17 protein-coding genes and 1 pseudogene are annotated in these 25,453 nt (G+C 54.6%); 17 read left to right on the top strand and 1 reads right to left on the bottom strand.

The genetic code is table 11. The features are described 5' to 3' along the window. Positions 1 to 31: 31 nt before the first annotated feature. The 6 genes from V5S80_RS08920 to glf all read left to right on the top strand — a co-directional run bounded on the left by V5S80_RS08920 (position 32) and on the right by glf (position 7,177). Positions 32 to 1,114, top strand: coding sequence for an aldose 1-epimerase family protein (locus V5S80_RS08920; protein ID WP_395170415.1), 1,083 nt, complete (start codon positions 32 to 34; stop codon positions 1,112 to 1,114). Between the two features lie 100 nt (positions 1,115 to 1,214). Then, entirely contained in the window at positions 1,215 to 2,867 is a 1,653-nt protein-coding gene (locus V5S80_RS08925) for a sodium:solute symporter family protein (protein ID WP_395170436.1), read from the top strand. Positions 2,868 to 2,987: 120 nt separating this feature from the next. Continuing rightward, positions 2,988 to 3,320, top strand: coding sequence for a hypothetical protein (locus tag V5S80_RS08930; protein ID WP_395170416.1), 333 nt, complete (start codon positions 2,988 to 2,990; stop codon positions 3,318 to 3,320). A 95-nt stretch (positions 3,321 to 3,415) separates the two neighbouring features. Then, the gene (gene galT / locus V5S80_RS08935; RefSeq protein ID WP_395170437.1) at positions 3,416 to 4,618 is read left to right on the top strand and encodes a galactose-1-phosphate uridylyltransferase; all 1,203 of its coding nucleotides are present in this window, start codon (positions 3,416 to 3,418) and stop codon (positions 4,616 to 4,618) included. 89 nt (positions 4,619 to 4,707) lie between these two features. Continuing rightward, complete coding sequence (gene galK / locus V5S80_RS08940; protein WP_395170438.1) at positions 4,708 to 5,949, top strand: galactokinase; 1,242 nt, start codon at positions 4,708 to 4,710, stop codon at positions 5,947 to 5,949. 28 nt (positions 5,950 to 5,977) lie between these two features. Continuing rightward, the gene (gene glf / locus V5S80_RS08945) at positions 5,978 to 7,177 is read left to right on the top strand and encodes a UDP-galactopyranose mutase (protein WP_395170417.1); all 1,200 of its coding nucleotides are present in this window, start codon (positions 5,978 to 5,980) and stop codon (positions 7,175 to 7,177) included. A gap of 133 nt (positions 7,178 to 7,310) precedes the next feature. Here glf and betA read toward each other — a convergent pair whose 3' ends face one another. Next, a complete protein-coding gene (gene betA / locus V5S80_RS08950; RefSeq protein ID WP_395170439.1) occupies positions 7,311 to 9,020 on the bottom strand; it encodes a choline dehydrogenase in 1,710 nt (569 codons plus the stop codon). A 374-nt stretch (positions 9,021 to 9,394) separates the two neighbouring features. Here betA and betT point away from each other — a divergent pair, with 374 nt between their 5' ends. The 11 genes and pseudogenes from betT to V5S80_RS09005 all read left to right on the top strand — a co-directional run. Beyond that, complete coding sequence (gene betT, locus V5S80_RS08955) at positions 9,395 to 11,692, top strand: choline BCCT transporter BetT (protein ID WP_395170418.1); 2,298 nt, start codon at positions 9,395 to 9,397, stop codon at positions 11,690 to 11,692. A 30-nt stretch (positions 11,693 to 11,722) separates the two neighbouring features. Beyond that, entirely contained in the window at positions 11,723 to 13,291 is a 1,569-nt protein-coding gene (locus V5S80_RS08960) for an aldehyde dehydrogenase family protein (protein WP_395170419.1), read from the top strand. Between the two features lie 348 nt (positions 13,292 to 13,639). Further along, positions 13,640 to 14,581 (top strand): prolyl oligopeptidase family serine peptidase, encoded by a 942-nt coding sequence (locus tag V5S80_RS08965; protein ID WP_395170420.1) that lies wholly within the window; start codon positions 13,640 to 13,642, stop codon positions 14,579 to 14,581. 215 nt (positions 14,582 to 14,796) lie between these two features. Beyond that, positions 14,797 to 16,866 carry a glycosyltransferase gene (locus V5S80_RS08970; RefSeq protein ID WP_395170421.1) on the top strand — a complete coding sequence of 690 codons (2,070 nt, stop codon included), beginning with the start codon at positions 14,797 to 14,799 and terminating at the stop codon, positions 16,864 to 16,866. Positions 16,867 to 16,897: 31 nt separating this feature from the next. After that, positions 16,898 to 17,377, top strand: a complete 480-nt coding sequence (locus tag V5S80_RS08975) for a phosphatase PAP2 family protein (RefSeq protein ID WP_395170440.1) — start codon at positions 16,898 to 16,900, stop codon at positions 17,375 to 17,377. 60 nt (positions 17,378 to 17,437) lie between these two features. Continuing rightward, a complete protein-coding gene (locus tag V5S80_RS08980) occupies positions 17,438 to 18,478 on the top strand; it encodes a decaprenyl-phosphate phosphoribosyltransferase (RefSeq protein WP_395170422.1) in 1,041 nt (346 codons plus the stop codon). 301 nt (positions 18,479 to 18,779) lie between these two features. Continuing rightward, the gene (locus V5S80_RS08985) at positions 18,780 to 19,964 is read left to right on the top strand and encodes an alpha/beta hydrolase (RefSeq protein WP_395170423.1); all 1,185 of its coding nucleotides are present in this window, start codon (positions 18,780 to 18,782) and stop codon (positions 19,962 to 19,964) included. Positions 19,965 to 20,242: 278 nt separating this feature from the next. Beyond that, the gene (locus tag V5S80_RS08990) at positions 20,243 to 22,270 is read left to right on the top strand and encodes an alpha/beta hydrolase-fold protein (RefSeq protein ID WP_395170424.1); all 2,028 of its coding nucleotides are present in this window, start codon (positions 20,243 to 20,245) and stop codon (positions 22,268 to 22,270) included. A gap of 83 nt (positions 22,271 to 22,353) precedes the next feature. Further along, complete coding sequence (locus V5S80_RS08995; RefSeq protein ID WP_395170425.1) at positions 22,354 to 22,908, top strand: hypothetical protein; 555 nt, start codon at positions 22,354 to 22,356, stop codon at positions 22,906 to 22,908. A gap of 26 nt (positions 22,909 to 22,934) precedes the next feature. Continuing rightward, on the top strand, positions 22,935 to 23,882 hold the full coding sequence (locus tag V5S80_RS09000) for a cutinase family protein (RefSeq protein WP_395170426.1): 948 nt from the start codon (positions 22,935 to 22,937) through the stop codon (positions 23,880 to 23,882). Between the two features lie 711 nt (positions 23,883 to 24,593). Beyond that, positions 24,594 to 25,453 (top strand): annotated as a pseudogene (locus V5S80_RS09005) (hypothetical protein); the annotation flags it as partial.

Consider the following 25,453-nt stretch of genomic DNA (forward strand, 5'->3'; position numbering starts at 1 on the left):
GGGCACTGAATGTGAGCCCGAAGGAGCTGCCATGAGCGACGACGAGTCGCAGGTTAATAGCCATCCGGTGGTGCATATCTCACACGGATCGTATGCTGCGGACATTGCTACGTATGGGGGAGGAGTGCGCTCCCTCACGTACTCTGGATCCCCCCTGATGGACGGATATGCCGAGGGTGACTATCCACCACTGTCCGCCAACGTTGTTTTAGCTCCATGGCCCAATCGGGTTCGCGATGGGCGTTTCCACTCCCACGGCCACACATACCAATTGACGATGACAGAACCCAGCCGGAACAACGCCATTCATGGCTTCGTCGCCAACACAGTCTGGCAGATCACACCAGCAGATCATCACGACGCGAACCCATCTGCAGTCACGCTGACCACCACCGTCGAACCACGCGAGGGATGGCCATGGACTCTCGACATCACATCAACCTATGAACTCTCTGATGTCGGATTGACCTGCACATGCGCAATCACCAACGTGAGTGATCACTATCCACACCGTGCCTCCGCCGTGAATAACGACAAGCATTGTCGTCTCGCACCCGTGGCCTACGGTTTTCACAGCTACCTCAATGCGCTAGGTTCCCCACTCAATGAGTGCATCCTCGACATACCAGTACACAGCCATCTGCTCCTGGACCCAGTCAGAAAACTGCCAACAGGGACGATTATCGATGCTCGTCACACGCTTGGCCCCGCTATCACCACTGACGATGTGCCGACGGATACCTACCCGATGGGCTCCAACCAAGGGGCTCCCGTCCACCGCATTCACCTGCGCGATCAACTTTTCGACGACTGTTTTAGGATCAACCCACGAGCGGAATCCCACACTGGACTTATCCGTGCGGCCCGACTACTCAATACAGCTGGGCAGGGCACTGAGCTGTGGACCTCCCCGCGCATGAGATGGTTACAGATCTTCACGGCAGATCCCACATGGGGACACACCTATCCCAGTCGGGGACGAGCGATAGCTGTCGAACCCATGACTGCGCCACCTGATGCTCTCAACAGTGGGACTGACATCGAAGAAATCGCTCCCGGAGAATCATTCACCGTGCAGTGGCGTATTGCGTATTCGTCGGGGCGTGGAGGGTAGCGTCATGGTGAACAATGACAGCGCAGCACATACCCATTAGCAAATATGACAACGTAGATGACGGACCATTCAGAAAGAACAGGACACGCGCATGGAGACTATGGCCACGGCGGAATCTGTACTCCGCCTACATGCCAGTTGGGTGGACTACTCACTGGTAGCGCTTTACTTCGTTTTCGTTTTAGGAATCGGTTGGGCAGCCCGCGCGAGGGTGTCGAGCTCGATTGATTTCTTCTTATCAGGCCGCGGATTGCCATCGTGGGTAACTGGGTTGGCGTTTATTTCGGCGAACCTTGGTGCGGTCGAGATCATCGGCCACTCAGCGAACGGCGTGCAATATGGCATGCAAACCATGCAGTACTTCTGGATTGGTGCCGTGCCTGCCATGGTCTTCCTCGGCATCATTATGATGCCGTTCTATTATGGGTCGAAAGTCCGGTCGGTTCCCGAATTCATGCTCAAACGGTTCGGCCCCACAGCACACTTGGTGAACGCTATTTCCTTTGCATTGGCGCAGTTGCTCATTGCAGGTGTCAACCTTCTTTTGCTGGCCAAAGTGGTTAATTCACTACTAGGGTGGCCGCTGTGGGTGACGTTGATCGTCGCCGCGGTCATCGTATTGTCCTACATCACCTTGGGTGGTCTTTCCGCTGCTATTTACAACGAAGTTCTGCAATTTTTCGTTATTATTGCCGCGCTTCTGCCTCTCACACTGATCAGCCTGCATCGCGTTGGCGGATGGAGTGGCCTCAAAAACTCGCTTCATGCCGAGTCACACTTCCATACCTGGCCAGGGCAGGATATTTCAGGTTTCGGCCACCCCATTGTCTCGGCAATTGGGATCACTTTCGGATTGGGCTTTGTACTGTCTTTCGGCTATTGGACAACCAACTTCGTTGAAGTCCAGCGCGCTATGGCCTCAGAATCATTGAGCTCCGCACGAAAAACGCCCATCATTGGCGCATTCCCCAAGATGCTGATCCCGTTCGTCGTCGTTATTCCTGGCATGGTTGCCTCCGTCATCGTGACACCCATCAAGGATGAGTCTGCCCAACCCAATGATGCCATCCTGTATCTGATGCGTGACCTGCTGCCGAATGGTTTGCTGGGTGTTGCCATTGCCGGCCTTCTCGCTGCTTTCATGGCAGGTATGGCAGCGAATATCTCCGCCTTCAACACCGTGATGAGCTACGACATTTGGCAAACGTATGTGGTCAAAGATCGTGACGACGACTACTACCTGAAATTCGGACGCATCGCGACGATCCTCGCAGCTATCATCGCCGTCGGAACAGCACTGGTTGCCATGAGCTTCGGCAATGTCATGGATTACCTCCAAACACTGTTCGGATTCTTTAACGCCCCACTGTTCGCTACTTTCATCCTCGGTATGTTCTGGAAACGGATGACACCAACTGCCGGCTGGGTGGGACTGGTGACAGGTACGCTCGCCGCCATCGTACTGTGGGCATTATCGCTGGGCCCCCATCCTGCGATCAGCTTGCCGGGCCAGGGGCTTGCCTTCGTCGCGGCGTCACTCGCGTTCGTGACAGACATCGTTGTATCCATCCTGATAACGATGGTGACCACGCCGAAGCCTGACGAAGAACTGGTGGGCTTTGTCCGATCTGTCACACCAAAAGCGCAACTCGTGGATGCTACGGAAGCTGCGCAACCGTGGTACCACCGGACTGTGCCTCTGGGAATTCTGTGTCTCATTCTTGCGGCTGTACTCAACGTGGCATTCGCATAAATGATATGTGCATCACCACCATTCACATCAACACGTGCACAGAGACCACACGGTGACACACAGGAGCGCCTCACGCTCCTATACAGACTTCACTCCCCACTTTTTGGAAAGGCGCTGACCATGACAGCTGACAACACTGCACCCGCCGCGGGTGCAGGCAAGAAACACGATGCGGGAGCTTTTGATATCCGATCGGTCATCGCGATCTTGCTGGGCATATATGGCCTTGTTCTGATCATTTGTAGTTTTGCCTTGGACCCCGGCACTAACCCCGATACAGGAGAATCAAAATCTGCGGCAGATAACTTGTGGGTCGGAATTGGGCTGGTTGTTGTCGCCGGACTATTTGTGGCCTGGGCACGCATCAAACCCATCATCGTGGATGAAGCACAGACCACTCCCGATAGCACTGGCACTGACAAACCACGGCCCGGGAACCACAAGAACAGCTAATACTTTCAGTGGATGGCGGAAACATGACTGACACGGTGGATCAACGCCACAACAAGGGCACTGAACACAGCGACCATGCGTACACGGTGACCCCGATGACCCTCGCCGACGGGCGCGAATTGATATACTTCGACGATAGCCCCGAGGTGCTTCGCGGAACTGTCTCACGACTCCTGACGGATTCGCGTCCATTAACTGAGGCAATCACAGAGTCGGAGATTCGCCAGGATCCATTGTCAGGGGAGTGGGTCGCATACGCCAGCCATCGCATGAACCGGACGTTCATGCCCCCGGCTCACGCAGACCCGCTCGCTCCGACCACGCCCGGGCAGGAGCCGACGGAGATTCCGTCGCCTGACTATGACGTCGTTGTCTTTGAAAACCGATTCCCCTCCTTCAGCATGCATACTGCTGGGACCCCAACGCCCCAGGGCAGCGGCCATAGCATGAGCGACCGTGCACCCGGTCACGCTGATAGCGAGAATACGCAGGCAAAGGAGGCCGGAGGTGCCTTTACCTTCGATGCCCTCGATCACGGGATGGTTCCGCGTCGTCCGGCACGAGCTCGGTGCGAAGTGATTTGTTTCACCCCGGACATTGACAGGTCATTCAAGGACCTGCCGGTCGGCCGTATTCGGACAGTCATTGAGGCCTGGGCTCACCGCACAGAAGCTCTTTCCGCGATCCCCGATGTGCAGCACGTGTACCCCTTTGAAAACCGTGGTGAAGAAATCGGTGTTACACTCCAGCATCCGCACGGGCAGATATATTCCTACCCGGAGGTCCCGCCGCGGATCCAGAACATCGTCGAGTCGTCGAAAAAATACCGTCACCACCACGACCGTGACCTGTTTGATGACTTCCTCACCACAGAACTCGAGGAAGGAACGCGGATCATTGCCCGGACTGATCACTTCGTCGTCCTTGTTCCCGCCGCCGCGAAATGGCCGCTGGAAGTCATGGTGATTCCCCGGCGTCACGTCCCCGATATCGCCGCGTTGACGCAGCGTGAACGCGCAGACCTTGCTCCGCTGCTCAAGAAGCTCTACACCGCCGTTGATATGTTCTTTGACGGCGTCCGACGTACACCCTACATTGCATCGTGGAACCAAGCCCCCACCGCGCAGGACGCCCGCGACGATGTGCGCCTCCACTTACAAATGTTCTCCCTCATGCGGTCACCGAACAGGTTGAAATACCTAGCCGGATCCGAATCCGGAATGGGATTCTGGATCAACGACACCACACCAGAGCGGATAGCCAAGCGATTCAGAGAAATCTGGGGGTCACAACAATGACACACGCACACCCCGACCCGACACATGAACCAGACCAATCAGCGCCGATACATGCAGCCTCAGGCATGCCCCTCGCTGCCTCGTCGCCTATCGTGACATGGGCTCCACCCCGGAGCGACTCCACACTCATCGCCGACGCCACCACACTATTCACCACCACGTTCGGCGGTGAACCCGACGGAGTATGGGCTGCCCCAGGACGAGTCAACGTGATCGGCGACCACGTCGATTACGCCGGCGGAGTATCTATCCCGTTCGCACTCCCGCACCTCACGGCAGTAGCGGCACGTCGACGCGCCGATGACGTAGTGACCATTGTCTCCGTCCCACCGAACACCACCACCCTCCACGCCTCCGTGTCTCTTAGCGACGTACGTCCAGGCTATCCGACTGGTTGGTCCGGATATGTCACCGGAACACTATGGGCCCGTCTCCAGGACCCTTCCCGACACCGTGAGAATGCCTATGCCGGCCATGGCCTTGACCTTGCCATTATCTCTGATGTTCCGCTGGGATCAGGCCTCTCCAGTTCCGCTGCCTTGGAATGCTCGGTCGCGCTGGCTGCACAGGAACTCTCCACGCACGATCCGCTCAGCGGCGCCGATTACCACAGGCTCATCCACGCTGCCATCCGCGCTGAAAACGACATCGTCGGAGCCTCCACAGGAGGACTCGACCAACGCAGCTCCCTGCTAGCAACCGCCGGCCACGCCCTCGTCATCGACTTCCGCACCACCACCGTGAACCAGGTCGCCTGCGATGTCGAATCCGACGGGCTAGCCTTCCTCGTCGCGGACACCAACGCCCCACACTCACTATCCGACGGGCAGTACGCATCGCGTCGCGGCGTCATCGACGCCGTCACCGCACACGGCGGAGCCACTACACTCCTTGATCTCGACGACGCCATCGCCACAGCTACATCGTGGGCGCACACTGCTGATGCGCCAGTACTGCCTGACATTGCACGGGCCCGCGTCACCCACGTCCTCGAGGAAACCGAACGAACCAAACGTGTACACCAAGCCCTCAACGCTAAGAAGTGGGACGAATGTGGGCTCCTCATGAGCGAGAGCCACAATTCACTCCGTGATCTCTACGACGTCTCGACACCAGAGCTCGACTCCGCCCGAGACGCTGCTCTCGACGCCGGAGCCCTCGGGGCACGCATGACTGGAGGCGGCTTCGGCGGCAGCATCATCGCACTCGTCCCCGCCGACACGGTCACCGAGATTGCGCACAAGATTCACCAACGCGCCGTCGACAATAATATGCCCACTCCAACATTCCTCGCAGTCACACCCGCGTCGGGCGCGCGGCGGCTGGCGTAAGACAACAGAAGGGCGATAGGGTCTAACTGTGACTGTCACTACCAATACCAGTGAATACGATCTTTTCGTCGTCGGATCAGGCTTCTTCGGGCTCACCGTTGCCGAGCGCATGGCCACTGCCGGTAAGAAAGTGCTCATCGTTGAAAAACGCGAGCATATCGGTGGAAATGCCTACTCGGAAGCTGAACCCGAAACAGGCATCGAGATCCACAAATACGGTGCCCACCTTTTCCACACCTCCAATGAGCGCGTGTGGGAATACGTCAACAAGTTCACCGAATTCACCAACTACCAGCATCGGGTTTTCGCTATGCATAAAGGCACGGCGTACCAGTTCCCGATGGGGCTGGGGTTGATCAACCAATTCTTTGGGCGTTACTACAGCCCCGATGATGCACGTCAGCTCATCAAAGATCAGACCGACGGGCTTGATCCCGCTAAAGCGAAAAACCTTGAGGAAAAAGCAATTTCGCTCATTGGTCGGCCACTGTATGAAGCCTTTGTGCGTGACTACACCGCGAAACAGTGGCAGACTGACCCTAAGGAGCTGCCTGCCGCGAACATCTCGCGCTTGCCTGTCCGCTACACGTTCGACAACCGGTACTTCAACGACACCTACGAGGGTCTCCCGGTCGACGGCTATACTGCGTGGCTCGAGCGTATGGCTGACCATGACAACATCACGGTTCGCCTGAACACCGATTGGTTCGAAGTACGCGATGAACTTCGTGCGGCGTCCCCCAAAGCGCCCGTGGTGTACACCGGGCCGCTGGATAGGTACTTTAACTACGCCGAGGGGCGCCTGGGGTGGCGTACTCTTGACTTCGAAACCGAAGTTCTCGATACCGGGGACTTCCAGGGTACGCCGGTGATGAACTACAACGATGCGGACGTGGAATACACCCGCATTCACGAATTCCGTCATTTCCACCCGGAGCGGAAAGACCGTTACCCCCGCAACAAGACGGTTATCATGAAGGAATTTAGCCGCTTCGCCGACAGCGATGATGAGCCTTACTATCCCATTAACACGCCTGAGGATCGCGAAAAGATGCTGGCTTACCGCGATCTTGCTGCGAAAGAGGCGCATGACCACAACGTTCTCTTCGGTGGACGTTTGGGTACGTATCGTTATCTCGACATGCATATGGCCATTGGTTCGGCCTTGTCCATGGTGGATAACAAGCTGATGCCGTTCTTCGACGAGGGACACCCCATCGAAGCGTAGCGTCTGTCCGGCAGATCCACAGGTGACTGCACGTGACAACCCCGCCACCAATGACCGTACACTCATTGGTGGCGGGGTTGTTGCTTATGCACGTGAGCTGTTCAGAATGGGTCGGGTGGCCCATCTCGGTGATCTACTCAGGTGGATTCAGTGGATCGCCACGTTTGACGTGGTAGAATGGTGTCTCGTCGGCGGCAAGGGGGGGCTTGCCTGCGATAATATCCGACGCCTTCTCTGCGATCATCATCGTTGGTGCATAAATGTTGCCATTGGGGATGGAGGGCATGACGGAGGCATCGACAACATAGAGGCCATCGGTGCCGTGAACCTGCATGGTGGAGGGATCGACGACTGACATGGGGTCGCTCTTCGGGCCCATGGCGCAGGTGCATGAGGGGTGCAAAGCGGTTTCTGCGTCGCTACGCACCCATTCTAGGATTTCCTCATCGGTTTGTACGGCAGCTCCAGGGGAGATCTCACCGTCGGTGTACTCTTTCATTGCCGGGGTATCGAGCAGCTGCCGGGACACTTTGATCGCCTCGACCCATTCTCGGCGGTCCTGTTCTGTTGACAGGTAGTTGAACAGAATGGCAGGCTTGGTGTCTACGGTTGGTGCGGTAATCCGCACGTAGCCGCGCGCATCGGAATACATCGGGCCGACATGGAACTGGAAACCGTCGTCTCCCTCCGGCTTCGTGCCGTCATACCGCATGGCTAGCGGTAGGAAGTGGAACATGAGGTTGGGGTAGTCTTCATTCTCATTGGAGCGGGCGAAGCCACCAGCCTCGAAGTGAGAGGTGGCCACCGGGCCCTTATGTGTGGTTAACCACTGGAGGCCTAGGAGTGGCCACCGCCACTTATTCAAATAGCGCTGTGATGAGACCGGTTTCGTACAGTTGTACTGGACGTATACCTCAAGATGGTCTTGAAGGTTTTCGCCCACACCGGGGAGATCTTTCACCACGTTGACGCCTACCTTGTTGAGCACATCTTTATTACCGACGCCCGAGACTTGAAGCAATTGTGGTGAGTTGATCGCCCCGCCACAGAGGATGACTTTGTTGGCGCGGACCTGGCGTGTGCGGCCACGCCAGGTGTATTCCACACCCACCGCTGTCGTCCCTTCGAAGAGGATCCGTCGAACAGTGGCGCGGGTGCGTAGTTCAAGGTTCTCCCGATCTAGCACAGGGTGGAGGTAGGCGCGCGCTGCGGATAGGCGGCGACCGCGGTCAATGTTCGCGTCGAACGGGCCGAATCCTTCTTGGCGGTAACCGTTGACGTCCGGGGTGTAGTTGTATCCTGCCTGTTCGATGGACTTGAAGAATGCTGTGAATAGGGGAGCGGATGCCGGGCCACGTTTCATCCGGAGCGGTCCATTGTGGCCGCGACGTGGGTCGTCGTCGGGTGAACCCAACGCTGTTTCCATGCGTTTGAAATAGGGGAGGCAGTATTTCCAGTCCCAGGTTGCCATGCCATCACGCTGGCCCCACTTCTCGTAATCCATGGGGTTGCCGCGCTGGAAAATCTGGCCATTAATTGATGATGATCCACCGACAACTTTGCCACGGGCGTGGTAGATCCGTCGTCCGTGCATCTCTGGCTCGGGCATGGACTCGTATTCCCAGTCGTAATGCTTATTGCCGATGGGGAAAGAAAACGCCGACGGCATATGGATGTAGAGGTCCCAGAGGGAATCGTTCCGTCCTGCTTCGAGGACCATGACTGTGGTCGAAAAATCGTCCGACAGACGGTTAGCGAGTACCGAACCTGCGGAACCTGCACCGACGATGACAATATCGCGGTGCTCGACTGCGGGGCCGGACTGGGGGACAAGCGTGCCGATCTTGGAGCTAGTAGATGTGGCTAGTGACGTCAGTCGAGAAGCAAATGAACTCACGTGGGGATCCTTCCTTGCCTAGGATGCTGTCGAGAGCTCCGAGGGGCGCGTGACGAGCATGAGTAGTGGGAACTGTGAAACCATATTTATGCAGCAAAATTCTTGCATGTGGCGCGGTTATATTTCCCGCATAGAACGGCTAAGTATATTAGCAAAAATACCCACAAATACCAACCTTAAATGGGGTATTTAATACTATAAAAACATGTTTGAACAGCAGGTATATGCAATGTTCAATCGATATAAAAACCAAATGGCTACATTTTCTTTCTGCAGTGTTTATACTCATACAATCCCTAATAACACGAAGGAAGAGACGCATGGGCCGATTGGAGAATTCTATTTCAGACGCGCCACCGTCGACACTGGCAGACCATAATGACGAAGAGAAAAAGGACACCAAACACGGCATAAAAACCCACGGTGCACACGACAGGCCCACACCCAGCGGGGGGCAACCCATTCGAACCATCGACCCCCCAGACACCAACTGGCCGGTCTTCATCATCTCCGGCATTCTGATCATCTGCATCGCGCTGTGGGCAATCATTGCTCCTCATCACGCACTCTCAGTACTCACAGCGATCGTCGGATCAGTATCGAGAAATGCTGGATGGTTCTACATCCTCACCGCCACAGTCGCCGTCCTATTCATGCTCGGCGTCGCGATCACTCGTGCCGGCCTCATCAAATTGGGCCCAGACCACGCGAAACCACAGTTTGGCCTCTTTTCCTGGGCATCCATGCTTTTTGCAGCAGGAATTGGAATTGACCTGCTGTTTTTCTCAGTAGCGGAACCCGTTGCGCAGTACTATCACCCTCCATCAGGCCACGGTGAAAACGTCGAAGCCGCGCGCCAAGCCGTCGTCTTCACCCTATTCCACTACGGAATCACCGGGTGGGCACTCTACGCCTTGATGGGAATGGCCTTCGGATACTTCGCGTACCGGCTAAACATGCCACTGTCCATCCGATCAGCGCTGTACCCGTTGATCGGCAAACGCATTCACGGCCCGGCCGGTGACGCCGTCGATATAGCAGCAATGTTAGGTACCGTCTTCGGCGTCGCAACATCATTGGGTATCGGCGTTGTTCAATTGAATTACGGCCTCAAAATGCTGTTCAACGTGCCAGAAAATCTCGGATGGCAAATCGGACTCATCGTGCTCGCCGTTGCCGTGGCAACCGTTTCCGCAGTGTCCGGGGTGGATAAGGGCATCAAACGCCTCTCCGAGATCAACGTCCTCTTAGCTATTGCTCTGATGCTCTACATCCTGGTCACAGGACGAACCGCGTTCCTCTTTGACGCCCTCGTCATGAATATCGGTGAGTACGCATCGAAATTTCCCGGCATGACGATGGACACCTACGCCTTTTCCAATGCCCAAGAATGGCTAAACTCATGGACACTGTTCTTCTGGGCATGGTGGGTAGCATGGGCTCCGTTCATCGGCTTGTTCCTCGCGCGCATCTCTCGTGGCCGTAGCTTGCGTCAATTCGTCATCGGCACGATGTCAGTGCCGTTTCTTTTTGTTCTCTTGTGGGTCTCATTTTTTGGTAACTCAGCATTGGACAAAGTCATCCACGGGGATAGTGCCTTTGGGCATATGGCCGTCGATAAACCAGAGCGCGCTTTTTACCTGCTACTCGGCCAGTATCCGGCAGGGATGGTCGTGATGGGAGCGGCATCGCTTATCGGACTTCTTCTCTACATCACGTCGGCAGATTCGGCAGCGTTGGTGATGAGCAACTTCACCTCAAAAATCACCGATTCCCAACAAGATGGACGCGCCTGGTCCCGTATCTTTTGGGCGGCCACCGTCGGCGTGTTAACCATAGCGATGCTCGTCGTTGATGGTATTCCTGCATTACAGAATGCAACGATTATCATGGGTCTTCCGTTTGCCATCGTCATGTACCTGGTGATGTACAGCTTGTTCACCTCGTTGCGCCTCGAGCTTTTACAATCGAAATCCCGTGCACTGGCTTTGCACGGCGCGATGTCGGGTCGTGCTGCACCTGGAGAAGCCGGAAAGAATTGGCGCCGTCGCCTTGCACGCGCAATGTCATTTCCCTCATATTCACAAGTCGCCAACTATATTGACAACGTTGCAGCCCCAGCTTTGAACAATGTGGCGAAAGCCTGTCAAGAACGTGGTGCTGATGTCGACTACACGCGGTCCACGGTGGAGGGATTGGGGCTAGATCAGCTTGACTTCCGTGTTAAGTTCGGGAAGGACAGAGACTTCCGTTATCAAATCTATCCGACACAATATCCAACGCCGTCATTCGCCGGCCGCATTCACATGGATCGGGATAGTGAAGAACTCTATTATCGTTTGGAAATATTCACACTCACCGGTTCATTAGGGTATGACGTGTATGGATACACAGAACCACAACTCATCGAAAATGTTTTAGATTTGTATGAGCGTCATATGGAATTCCTTCACCTCCAATCCGACCTACCGGGTAGTTCCGATTTGTCGGATAACGCTGATCCAGTCGTCGAATGGGTGGAAGATTATTCCGACTACGCTGCTGACAGTGCTGCGACCACCGATTCATCATCCCAGAGGAGCATGTCCCAGCGTATAAATTCTCCGAGCCATGATTAACGATCACGAGAAAGTGAGTGCAGACGCGTTATGTCGCAATCCGCGAAGACTTCCGACACCCAATCACTGACGCACCCGACGGCCGCGCCGACACCGGCGGCTGAACCTGCGTCCCTATTCATTAACGGCGAGTGGAGTACTGCCGCCGATGGTGAGACACGCACGATTTCCTGCCCGGCGAACAATCAACCCGTTGGTGTTGTTGCAGAGGCATCGGGCCGAGATACTGATCGTGCTATCACTGCCGCTCGTGAGGCTTTTGACTCCGGTGTGTGGGCCGGGTGGTCTGGCTTCGATCGTGGCCAGCTGCTCCGTGCCGTCGCTGAGGGAATCGAGAAGCGTCAAGATGAATTTGCTCTCGCAGAGTCACTGGACACCGGTAAGCGCCTCGTGGAATCTACCATCGATATGGGCGACATTATCAGCTGCTTCCGCTATTTCGGTACCCTCGCCGGTAACGACGCCGGACGTGTTGTGGACGCTGGTGACCCGTCGGTAAGTTCACGTATTGTGCGTGAGCCGGTGGGGGTGTGTGGCTTGATTACGCCGTGGAATTACCCGCTTCTGCAGGTAGCGTGGAAGGTGGCGCCATGTGTGGCAGCGGCGAATACGTTTGTGTTGAAGCCGGCTGAGTTGACCCCGCATACGGCCATGCTGCTCATGGATGTGATGGATAAAGCTGGATTGCCGGCGGGGGTGGGCAACCTTGTCACTGGTGCTGGCGCATCAGCGGGTGCGCCACTGTCGAGTGACCCTCGCGTTGATATGGTGTCGTTTACTGGTGGGCTGGAGACCGGTCGCCGTGTGGCGTCGGAAGCGTCGTTGAGTGTGAAGAAAATTGCGCTTGAGCTGGGCGGAAAAAATCCGAATGTCGTTTTTGCTGATGCTGACTATGATGCTGCATTGGATAATGCGTTGAATGCAGCGTTCGTTCATTCTGGGCAGGTATGTTCGGCTGGTGCGCGGCTTGTGGTTGAGGAGTCTATTGCGGAGCGCTTTGTTACTGACCTGGTGGCGCGAGCGACAAAGATTCGTCTGGGGGGGCCATTTGAGGAGAACGCTGAAACTGGTGCGTTGATTTCGGAGGCTCACCGCGCCAAGGTATCGGATTATGTGACACGTGCGCGTGAGCAGGGTGCACGCATCCGGTGTGGCGGGGCGTTTGGTACTGGCCCCACTGCGGGTGGTGACGGTTTCTTGGATGATGGTTGGTTCTATCTGCCGACGGTGATCGATCAGTGTACCCAGGACATGGATTGTGTGCACGATGAAGCTTTCGGTCCTACTGTGACTGTTGAAACGTTCTCGACAGAAGAGGAAGCACTGCGCATAGCTAATGACACTCATTATGGCTTGGCTGGGGCGGTGTGGACGTCGAATGCGGGCCGTGCGGAGCGTGTGGCTCGTGGGCTGAGGCATGGGACGGTGTGGATTAATGACTTTCACCCGTACTTGCCACAGGCGGAGTGGGGTGGGTTTGGCCAATCTGGTATGGGTCGTGAACTCGGCCCCACTGGTCTGGAGGAATACACTGAGCCCAAGCACATTTATCACAATACGTCGCCGGCTGTGACTGGTTGGTTTAGTGAAACGGAGTAACGGCCCACCGTTTTGAGTGTGGTCGTACAACGTTGGGGGTGTCCGTCGGCACGTGGTGGTGAAAAGTTAATTTCGGAGCGTGTGTGTCCTCGGTGGGAAAGTTATCTGTTGGACGAGTGAGTGTGGACAATGTCCTCTATCATTTAGTATTACGACCTAAAGTGGTCTCGCTGACTCGTTGAAACCATGTGAAACGGTAGGGAAGAGGTGCTCCATGAGTCGAATCGCACAGTTGTGGTCGTACCGGATTACTCGCATACTCACGTGCATTATCATTGGAGTCATTCTCGGTTTTCTTATTTCATTAGGATTCAGGTTTTACCTCGATAATATGTTGGGAGGACGGTAGTGAAAAGGTTGGCATGGGGGGCGATATATCTCCTTATTGTCATCATCGTTACTGCCGTATCGTCGTACTACTTTTCGACACGTATAGACCTGTTAAGTAGGGCGATGAAAAACGATCCAGATTCCTACTCTGTCGTGAAAGACCTGACATATGGTGATGGAAAGCAGAACAACTTTGATCTCTATCTTCCGTCAAAGAAGAAGAATTCCGAGACTCCTCTTGTGATCTGGATTCATGGTGGAGGATTTGTTGGTGGTGATAAAAATGACGCTTCCTCTGCGAAAGATGCCGCAACGCGAGGCTATGTGTCGGCGTCAATTAATTACACCACCAACTCGCATCAGCATCCATCCACTATTGACCAGATGTATGGAGAAGTGAAATCGAGTGTGAGGGCTGTGGTTAATGAAGCTCGACACCATGGGTATCCGGTCAATCAAATGGCGATTGCAGGACAATCGGCGGGCGGAACCCTTGCCATGATGTATGCCTTTCGTGATGGAAAAGATTCTCCAGTACCTTTGAAATTTATTTTTCAAGAGGTTGGGCCTGCTAGCTTTCACCCTGAGGACTGGGTTGATTCGGACGGAAATATTAACGGTTTTGGTAAGGATAAGAAGAAGTTCTTGACTGACCTTACAGGCGCTCCCTTGACTGATCGTGATATGGAAGATGGTTCCTACCGTCAACTTGCTGATCGTATTTCACCGTATCATTACGTCTCCGCGAGCTCAGTTCCTATTCTGATGGCGTATGGCAAGAAGGATAAAATCGTTCCCTTTAAAGTGCATGATCGACTATTGAGTGCGCTTGATCGGAATCGCGTCCACTATGATTATTTCGTTTTCCCGAACTCTGGGCATGGTTTGTATTCGGATCCTGGACAGATGAAGAACTATGTGAATAAACTCGGAGAATATTACGACGAATATTTTCGCTAGTTGCCGTTCATGTGGACGTCGAATAGGTCTGTGGGGAGGGAGGGCAGTAGGCTAGTCATGTTTTTCTCCATCGTGGATAGCTTGCTGTCGTTGTAGCCCGTCATGCTAGGGCTCGCGTAGCGCTGGTGTCGTGGCGTTGGGGGTGCCTCGTTGTACTTCTGAGCTGCGGTAGGATCAGGTTATTATCGACATTAAACATGAAAGGTTTAGCTGGTATGAGCCAGACCCGGAGTCGGGCTAATAGTAAGGCTGTGGAGCGTCTTCAGCGAGTTATTCTTCCTCGTCGCGGCGAACCGCATGATGTTCGTTCGTTGTACATGATTGAATCAACGACGAATAAGTCCCGCGCAGTGCTTCATAGTCGCACTGAAGCCACGTTCCCAGCTGGGGGCGAAGTTAGCTTTGAAACCTACTTCAATGGGTTCCCCGCCTCATATTGGCGCCGGTGGACGCAGCTGGAATCCGTCGTCTTGAAACTTGAGCTCCAGGGCGATGCCCGTGTGGATGTGTACCGCTCAAAGATTGACGGCTCCCGCATTGCTGTTGAAGGAAAGATGACGGATGTTCTGGCCAATGACATCCACGCAACCACCGCAGAAGAGAGCTCCCAGGACACAATCGAGGGGCAACCGTCCGATGCAGAATCGACGGTGTCGATTCTGGAGTTCGAAATCTCGCTGGATCGCTTCGAAGACGGCGGCTGGATCTGGTTCGACCTCACGTGTGAAACGGACGTGACCTTATTGTCTGCAGGGTGGTATGCCCCGGTCCAGCCTGGCCCGCAGACAATGCCAGACGGGACGACCATCGGTCCGCAAGAGAAACTCGTCACGGTGGGTATTCCGACTTTTAACCGGCCAAAAGACGCCGTAGCTGCGCTGGAGGCTATCGCGTCTGATCCCGAAGTTGATGCTGTCATCGATGCTGTGCTGATGCCTGATCAGGGAACTAAACATCCTGCTGATGAGCCAGGATATGAGGACGCTGTCACGCACTTCGGTGATCGCTTCCACGAGTTCCGTCAGGGAAACCTGGGTGGATCCGGCGGTTATTCACGCATCATGTACGAGGCGTTGGGGGGCGCAGGCACCGATGAGGAACGCACACAGCGAGCCACGAAAGCCCCGTTCATTCTGTATATGGATGACGACATTGCCATTGAGCCTGATTCAATCCTTCGTGCGGTGCAGGTTGCCCGTTATGCACGCCAGCCGATGCTGGTCGGTGGACAGATGCTGAATTTGCAGGAACGTAGCCACCTCCATTGCATGGGTGAGGTTATTGACCGGCATACGTTTATGTGGACCTCCGCGCCGAATGTTCACTATGACCATGATTTCTACCGCTATCCGCTCCGTGACCGCCATGACCACGGCCGTAATGCCAACGGTGACGTCGTATCATCTCGAGACCTTCACCGTCGCATTGACGTCGACTACAACGGGTGGTGGATGTGCTTGATCCCACGTGTTGTTGCTGAGACGATTGGACAGCCGTTGCCGCTCTTCATTAAGTGGGATGATGGTGAGTACGGTCTCCGTGCGGGGAAAGCTGGTTTCCGTACTGCGTCTTGGCCTGGTATCGCAATTTGGCACATGGCCTGGTCTGATAAAGACGATGCGATTGACTGGCAGGCATACTTCCACCTGCGCAATCGATTGATTGTGGCGGCCATTGAACACGATGGTTCCATCATGGGCATGATGCAGTCGATGGCGACGGCGACGGCAAAGCACCTTCTGTGTCTCGAATACTCGACGGTCGCGATTCAAAATGAGGCAATCAAAGATTTCTTGCGTGGCCCAGACCAGCTCTTCGATATCCTTGATACCGCGTTACCTCGCATCAATGAATTGCGTAAAGAGTATCCAGATGCGGTTGTGTTGCCCTCGGCATCGGCGGTTCCGCCTGCGAAGGGCGGGCCTCGACACCTCACGAAGATTCCCCTCAATCCGTTGTCAAAGGTGTCAGCATTGTCGAAAGCTGTAAAGAAACAACTATCAGCTAGTGACAGTGATCCTGAGGTTCCTGATGTCAACCTTCCACCGATGGAAGCGCGCTGGTTCTCTCTCTCCCGTGTTGATGGCGCGACGGTGACCACTGCAGATGGCCGTGGTGTCGTGTTCAGGAAGCGTAACCGTACTAAAGCTTTGAAGCTTGCCCGCGAGTCGATGCGTCTACAGAAGGAAGTGTATGACCGCTTCCCTGAGATGCGTCGCTTGTACCGTCAGGCTCATCCGAGACTGACAAGCCGTGAAGGATGGAGCAAAATCTTTGAACGCTAAGCAGAAGGGTGATCCCTTTGACGAGACGCGGATGCTTGAGCTGATTCAAGGTGTGATTGCAGATAAGTCGGGTGTACTGCCTCTGGCAAGGGGGTTAAGTTACGTCGGCGAACATGCGGCCGCCTGGTTAACTCTTGGTCTGGCAGGAATGCTTGTGGACGGTAAACGCCGAACGCAGTGGGGCATTCTGACCGGCGCAGCTTTTGGTAGTCATGCTGCTTCCGTGGTTGTTAAGCGTATTGTTCGGCGCCCCAGGCCTCATGGGCCACGGGTTCGTATTGGAGTGAAGACACCGTCTCAGTTAAGTTTTCCATCTTCACATGCGACATCAACGACTGCGGCGATGGTTCAGTTAGCCCGGATCGTTGGGTCGCCCGTGCCTTTGGCGGTGATTCCGCTTATGATGCTGTCGCGGATGACAGTGGGCGTGCATTATCCAACAGATGTTGCAGCCGGAGCCCTCTTAGGGGGATTGTCGGCGGAAGCTGTTCATCGAGCCATCACCAAATGAGTAGTGTTGTGTGGTTGATGGCGTCTATGAATGTCACCAAAGAGGAGTTATAAAGACACGATGGCGGACAACGAACACGATCCGTATCCCAGTACTGAATCTGATGGTGCGCTGATTGGGTCAGAGCCTCATACTCGGGGTCTCTATCCTGAAGCGCCGGCGGCACGGACGGAAGACAAGGCTTCGGTGACTCGTCGAGCCCCCACGAGTCTGCCTGAGGCGATGTTTAAGGCTATTCGCCCTAAACAGTGGGTAAAGAATGTTCTGGTTGTGGCAGCTCCTGCGGCCGCTGGTTCGGACATGGTGACGGGTCGTGTCGCTGTCGATGTTGTGATTGCGTTCGTGGCGTTCTGTTGTGCGGCCTCGTCAATCTATTTGATTAACGACGCTCGGGATGTTGAGGCCGATCGTGCGCACCCGACCAAGCGATATCGCCCCATCGCGGCTGGTGTTCTTCCTGTTGGTGTGGCGTATGGGATGGCAGCTGCGCTCATTTTTGCTGCTGTCGCTGTTTCCTTTTTGTCAACGGCTGCATGGGCGTTAGCCACCGTTATTGGTGTCTATATCGTGTTGCAGTTGGGATACTGCTTTGGTTGGAAGCATCAGCCTGTTATTGATATTGCCTTGGTCTCATCAGGCTTCCTGTTACGAGCAATGGGTGGCGGCGTTGCTGCCGGCATTGCGCTGTCACAGTGGTTCCTGCTAGTTGCGGCATTTGGTTCCCTGTTTATGGCCGCGGGTAAGCGTTATTCGGAAATCTTGTTGGCTGAGAAAGAGGGTGCGAAGATTCGCAAATCCTTGGAGGGGTACACGCCGACCTACCTGCGGTTTGTGTGGACGTTGTCCGCGACAGCTGTGGTGTTGACTTACACCTTGTGGGGTTTTGAGATGGGTCAGCGGGGTAGTTCTGCTTCTGCCCTTTGGTATGAGATTTCGATGGTTCCGTTTACCGTGGCTATTTTGCGGTATGCGGCCGATGTTGACCGTGGCGATGGCGGAGCGCCAGATGAACTGGCGCTCCGCGATCATGTTCTCCAGCTACTTGGTTTTTTGTGGGCGATTGCTATTTGCATTGCCGTGTATGTTGCGCCTTCTCTTTAGGCTGTAGAGCCCCGGCGTAAATGACGGCTGGCTGGTACGGGGTGGGGCTAGTTGGTCTTCGGGGGCCTTCCTAGTCAGGTGTCGTGAGCATTGCGCTGTAACATGGACAAAGAGCTAGACGATTACTAATGTGTGTCATCGTTCTGTGAGTGTGATCGATGATGTTTTATCCCCGGCCTACTGTCCGATAGTGAGAATCTTCCTCGGGGTGGATGGGCGGCTGCCCATGGGCTGACCTGAGATGCACCGAGGGCGCAAGGTAGGGGATCTTCCCAGGCTCTTGAGGAAAGAGGAATATTTTATGACGAGCTTCTGGCGACGTGTGGAAGCTGTCCGTAGGCCTTGGCTTATGGCAGCCGTGGTGGTGAGCGTGGTTGCGTTAATGCTGGGTATGTCTACAGCCCTGAGCTCGCATAAAGCTCATGCTGGGGGCAGTAGGGATACCCTTCGGCCAGGTTGCACATGGGATGCTGCTGCGTATTGGGTGCAAAAGTGCACTGTCCATTCTGACGCAATGAACAAGGATATTCCTGTTCAGGTTCAGGCGGCGAACGGTAATGGCAACGCTGGACTGTATATTTTGGGTGGCTTTGCTGGTCCTACGAATAGTAGTGGCTGGATTGATTGGGCACATGCCCAAAATATCTTTGTTGATGACAACATCACGAAGGTATTCCCGTTGGGCGGCAAGGCATCATTTTTCACAGATTGGGATAAGCCTTCCACCTCGGATGACGGTACCCAGATCTATAAGTGGGAAACATTCCTGAGTTCCGAGCTGCCAGCTTATCTTCAATCGAATTTCGGTGTGTCACCGACCAATAATGCCATCGCGGGGATGTCCATGGGCGGTACCGGTGCTATGAACCTGGCTGCTCATCATCCGAATCAGTTCCGGCAGGTTTCGTCGTTCTCTGGGTACCTGTCTACGTCGACCCCGTTCATGCGTATGAATATTGCATCTGCCATGCTTCAAAATGGTGGGTACAAGCTCAACGAAATGTGGACCGGTGATCGTATCCGCCAGAATGACCCGATCAAGAATCCGGCTGCGTACCGTCACACCGACGTATTTATTTCCGCTGGAACGGGTTTGTGGGATCCGAAAGACAACTTTTTTGCTAACCCGGTGTATTCCATCGGCGTGATGGGTATGGAAGTGATGTCGAGGATGACAACCCGTCATTTTGAGCGGGTCTTGCGGAAGCATGGTGCTAACCCCACTGTGGACTATCCGATGCTTGGTGTTCATAACTGGACGAACTGGCGTGATGCTCTCATCAAGGCGCGTCCTCACATTTTGCAAGCTACTCAGAGTGCTGCGGGTCGAGGTGTCCCCGGTGGCGATCGGCCATTGACAGGTGATCCTGGCTCACGTTCTGCTACGGTTCCGTCTATCCGTAGTAACGACGTTTCTCCAGCTGCTGAGAATGATGCTGATGCTACCGGCGGCGATGTCGGGCGCGCTGTTGATAACACCCAGTAACTATGTGCCCCGCGTTGTCCATCCCTGTGTCTCAGGATGGTGTGGGAGTGCTGGGAGCACGTGCATTGGCGTGTGGGGAAGGGCGTAGGCACCGAGTGTGGTGTCTACGCTTTTGTGTTTTTAGGTGTCCCGTTCGGTTGTGTGGCTCATGCCGCGGCGAAAAATCACATACGTCACAGGACTATCCGCGCGTCGCATAGGCAACATGCGTCTAGCACGGTAGTAGTATATGACGGAAGAACATCTGTACCCCAGTACGAAATCGAGGAACCACAGATATGCGAGCGTCTTCGAAGCTCTCCCGTCGGCGGACGTGGCCTACAGCTGTTGCAGCCACAACAGCTGTCGTCATGCTTGGAGCAGCGGCTATTCACACCGGCGCTCGAGCTGAGGATGCACCAGCTGATAGACCTATTCACAGTGCTGCACCTCGCCAAGCCGACAATGGGAAGGTGAATCCAGCAACGGATCACGGTGACGTGCCTGACGCTGTCAAAAACGAATCAGCTAAGAATGCGTTTCCCCTGACTGTGCCCTCTGAGCCGATTCCAATGCGGACGGAACAACAGCATCTTGACCATCTTCCAGACGGAGTTTCAATTCATCACGTCGATTGGTTGACTGATCGTCGTGTAGCGCTGTATATCAATTCACGGGCGATGCCTGGAGATAACCCAATCAAGGTTGAGATCCTCCTCGCACGCGATTGGCACTCGCAACCGGATAAGAAATTCCCTACCGTGCTCGGACTTGACGGAATGGTTCCCAACCAGATCGAGAACGGATGGACCGCAGCAACTAATATTGTTCAGCAATTCGCTGATCGTAATGTCAATGTTGTTTTGCCTGTCGGCGGATTAGCATCGTTTTATACCGACTGGTTGAACGAAGATAGCGGCCAGTTCTACAAGTGGGAGACTTTCCTTACCCAGGACCTTCCCCCGATTTTAAAGGAAGGCTGGCGAGCCAACGATAAGACTGCTGTATTCGGCATGTCTGCCGGCGGGACAGGGGCAATGAACCTTGCGGAACGTCACCCTGACCTCTTCAACTTCGTCGCCTCATATTCTGGCTACTTGGATACGAGCTCACCGGGGATGAGTGAAGGCATCGGCCTCGTGATGAAAAACGTGTCGCCGTATAACGCCGAAAATATGTGGGGTCCCTATGGATCTGATGGATGGAAACAACACGACCCCAAACTCAACGTTGGTACGTTGAAGAACACTGGAATCTATGTGTCTGCAGGATCAGGTGCCGCAGGTTCCTATGATGATGACAACCGGCTGGTGCCGCAGCTTCCGAAGAAAGGGTTAACATTCGGTCAGGAAGCACTCGCACGGATGACGGCTGAAACGTTTGTCAACTATGCAAACCGCGCAGGCATCAATGTCACCACAGCATTTCGCAATTCTGGAACCCACACATGGCCTTACTGGCAGTTCGAGCTGGGCAAATCGTGGCCATATATGGCGGACTCATTGGGACTTTCTTCCACTGACCGAGGTTCAAATTGTGTCCCGATGGGAGAAATTGCCAATGCCGCTTTGAAAGACCAAGCCAAGCTGGGTGGATGTACTTCCGATGAATATGCCAGTGCGAACGGTGGAAAGATTCAGGACTTTCGGAACGGTCGGACCTTCTGGAGCCCGTCGACAGGAGCGCACAATCTTTGGGGCCGTATTGGTGCACATTATGCCGAAATGGGTGGTCCCAATTCATTCCTTGGGTATCCGACCAGTGAGGAAATCCCTTCTCCGGATGGCAAGGGACGCTTCGTAAAATTCGAGCACGGAGCTATCTATTGGAACCCTGACACTGGACCACATGCTGTTGACCCGGAGATGCTCGATGCGTGGGGTACTGTGGGGTATGAAACTGGCAAGCTTGGGTACCCGATTGCAGATGCCAAATCTGTGGGGGGAGGCACTGTTCAAGAATTCCACAACGGCATTCTTACCCGAGCAAAAGATGGTCACGGCCATGTCATTCAGGGGGACATTGCCAAAAAGTACAAAGATTATGGTGGAGTCGACAAACTGGGTTGGGCGAAATCTCACGAGAAGCCCGTCAACGGTGGCGCCTTTAGCGAGTTCGACAAAGGCTACATCTATTGGTCACCAGACACAGGAGCCCACGTCATCATGAAGGGCGATATCTATGACACATGGGTGAGAAACGGCGCCCAGGATGGAAAGTATGGTTTTCCAACCTCGGACATGGCGACTATCCCAGCAGGTGGACTGACCATCGACTTTCAGCATGGAACCGTTAAAGAGATGAACGGAAAAGTCCAGGAGCCATAGGAGTGAACCGTGGACGATCGAAATACGTGATCTCCCACCCACGACATCAGCACGACGATGAGAATGACGGGAAGGTACACACCATGACCTCACACGTTATGCGGAGTATAGCGCTCACAGTAGCGTGCATACTCGGATCCACAGTACTCACTGCGTGTGGTAACGGCTCCACGGTCACGAAGGACGATTCCGGTGCTACTACCACGTCTCAGACGTCCACGTCATCATCACGTTCGGAATCGTCATCATCGGATTCATCGTCGCGTAGGCCACCGGCACATTCTAAAAAATCAGATTCCCCCAGCGACGCTACGAACAACGAACCGGGGTCCCACGGTGATGAGACCCCAGTTGAGGTCTCCAAAGTTCCCGAGCATAAACCTTCCCTGCACAATGATGGCGAGAACAGATTTTTGACGACTATTAAAGACGCGAGGATCAATATTGATGGTGTTGCAGGTGATCAAGTGATCGCCTCTGCCATGGAATACTGCCAGTCGAAAGCTGCCGGACAAGAAAGTTTCTCGGTCAAAGCGATGGCAGGGCAATTAGTGGAGCAAAAACTCACTGACCAACCGCTGGAGCAGGTACAGCGTACTATCACTGAGACGGCTGACAAAGAGTTGTGCGGAGGGTAAAGCCTTAGCCAAGGTAACCTGTCTCTATGGCGCAGAAAGGATCTCGATCAGGACTTCGTAAAGTGCTCGTCATTTTCGGAGTAGTCATTCTCATTGGTGTCATCGCTGTCGGTGTTGCGCAATGGATGGGTTCTCATGGGCGGGGCCCTGGCCTTCCCTCGAACAATGGAGAAGGGGCAGGTAGGCAGAAACAACCCGCTGACTGTGCAGCCGTTGAGGTTATTGCTGTGCCGGGGACAGGGGAATCATCAATACATGATGATCCGATGAACCCGAGCGAATTTCCTCACGCCTTGCTTCAGGGGGTTACCGGCCCGCTGAAGGGAAAATTTGATTCGTCCACAGTGAAAGTATGGACAGCAAATTATCCTGCTCAATTGAAAACTCTTGCAGCGTTAAACCAAATGAATTACGTTGACTCCGTCAATGAGGGTGTTCGCATCGTGAATGCTGAGTTGTCGGCGACTCATGAGCACTGCCCGGCGACGAAGTTCATCATCATGGGTTTTTCTCAGGGGGCAGCGGTAGCTGGCGATATTGCCAGTGATATTGGAAACAACCGTGGGGTGGTCCCGAGCGACACAGTGGCTGGTGTTACGGCATTGGCTGACCCGCGACGTGTTTCTGGCGAAGGTCACACTGTGGGAGCTCAACCGCACGGTGTTGGCTCCGAGATTGCCCTGCAACCGTTTGCGCAACTTCTGGGGCACGTGGTTCCGGGGCTTACTGCCCGAGGCCCGAGGCCTGGTGGCATGGGTGATCTGAATGATCGAGTCAATGAAATCTGCGCTCCGGGAGACGGTATTTGCGATATGCCTACGAGTATGAATCCTGCGCCCGAGAATGTAAATGCATTGTTGACAGGTAATTCACTGCATGCTCAATACGGTACGAATCCGAATGTCATTGAGGGAACAACTGCTATCGCATGGATACTGCAATGGTCTGAACAGCTAGTGAAAAACCAGATCTAGTACACACGGTCGATATAGAGCCCGCGGTGTACATATGAGGAGGCCCGCACCTTGCTCCCCAGCAGGTGCGGGCCTCCTTTGTCCCATTGCTCCCTCAGAAACCTATCGATCACCATTCTTTCGTAGTTGGCTAGTGCGTAGTGTCTTATAACAGTGTCTTCAGCGGCTCACTGTGCTAAAGACACTCTGGTACTGGTATCCCTGGAGTGTCTTATGACCACGGGTGTCCATGGTGGTTAACCACTGACAGAGGATAAATCTACGGCTATTCTCTGATGGTTCCATCGAGTGAACCTGTTAGTTTCCTTAGAAGTGTGGTTATTGTCACCACGGCCCGGTGTACGAAAGGGGGTACAGCATTCTTTCGCTTGGTGCAGCTCCCATGTATTTTAGGGACGGGACTTCGGGGAAGTCCTGAGTCATGTCCGATGTATCTGTGAGGGGATCACCGATCAGTTCTGGGCATAACGGGGGTATCACCAGTGTTACCTCAAGACTCGCTGACATATGACGATGGGCAGTGTTGTGAACCGACTACCTCAGTTTCGTGCTTTGGGGCGGGATCAGCCTGGGCCATCAGGAAATAAAGGGGAATTACATACAATGGGGGACAATAAGACCTCGCTAGGTGCTACACACTTAGGTTACCGTGGAAAACACCGTGATAGTGCCACGCGCATGGGGGATCGTGCATCATTTGCAGTTCCGGCAATGAGTCTGGGCATCGCCTGCGTGGGCCTCACCGCTGCAGCTCCCGCGGCATTTGCTGGGGGACTGGCAGAACCAGAAACTTCGCCGGCGAACACAGAACAGAGTGTGAACCAACAAGTCACAAGACCTGCGACGATAGCGGCACATGAATCGGTTGACGTGTCTACGCTGTCCAATCAGGCAATTGAGCAGCAGCCCGCTGCCCAGGGGATTCATGTCCAGCAGAAACAACTCCCGAGTGTGACGCCACAGTCAATTGCGGCGCTTCCTCAAGTTACCGCGCCTTTCAATGCTGGTGGCGGCAGTGCTCAGCCACAACCTGAGATTCCTCAAGACCAGCAGGTGGCACCACCGGTGGCAGATGGGAATAATGGCGGCACAGACGCCTCGAAGATTGATCAGGTTCCTGGTCAGCCAGCGCAACCTGAAGGTGGGGACTCATGTGGGAAGACTGGACAGGGGGCCGGTAATGAAACCTCGATCAGCGTGTCTGGCTCTCTGAAAATTGGTCAGGGCATCGAGGTATCGATCGGTTCTGGAGACAACTGCTCATGCCCGTCGACCTCAGGTGCGTCTGGGCTTAACATCGCTGCATCATACCGACACACCTGGAAGGGTAATGGTGGGATTTTGCGCGAAGCTTCTATTGGTATCGGTGGTAGCGGGTCGTTAGGCCTTGTGTGGGGTGTCAATGCCAAGCTTTCCATCGGTGGGGATAGTCACAGTACTGATACCCCTGCGCCGGCAGAAAAAGGTTTCCCCATCTCCGGTGGTGGTGACTGCGGTATCGGTGGTGGTTCGACCTCTGGTGGTGGTGACTGTGGCGTTGGCGGCGGTGACTGCGGTACCGGTGGTGGCAT

This window comes from Corynebacterium sp. PCR 32 (assembly GCF_037464985.1).
GTDB classification, from domain to species: Bacteria; Actinomycetota; Actinomycetes; order Mycobacteriales; family Mycobacteriaceae; genus Corynebacterium; species Corynebacterium kroppenstedtii_D.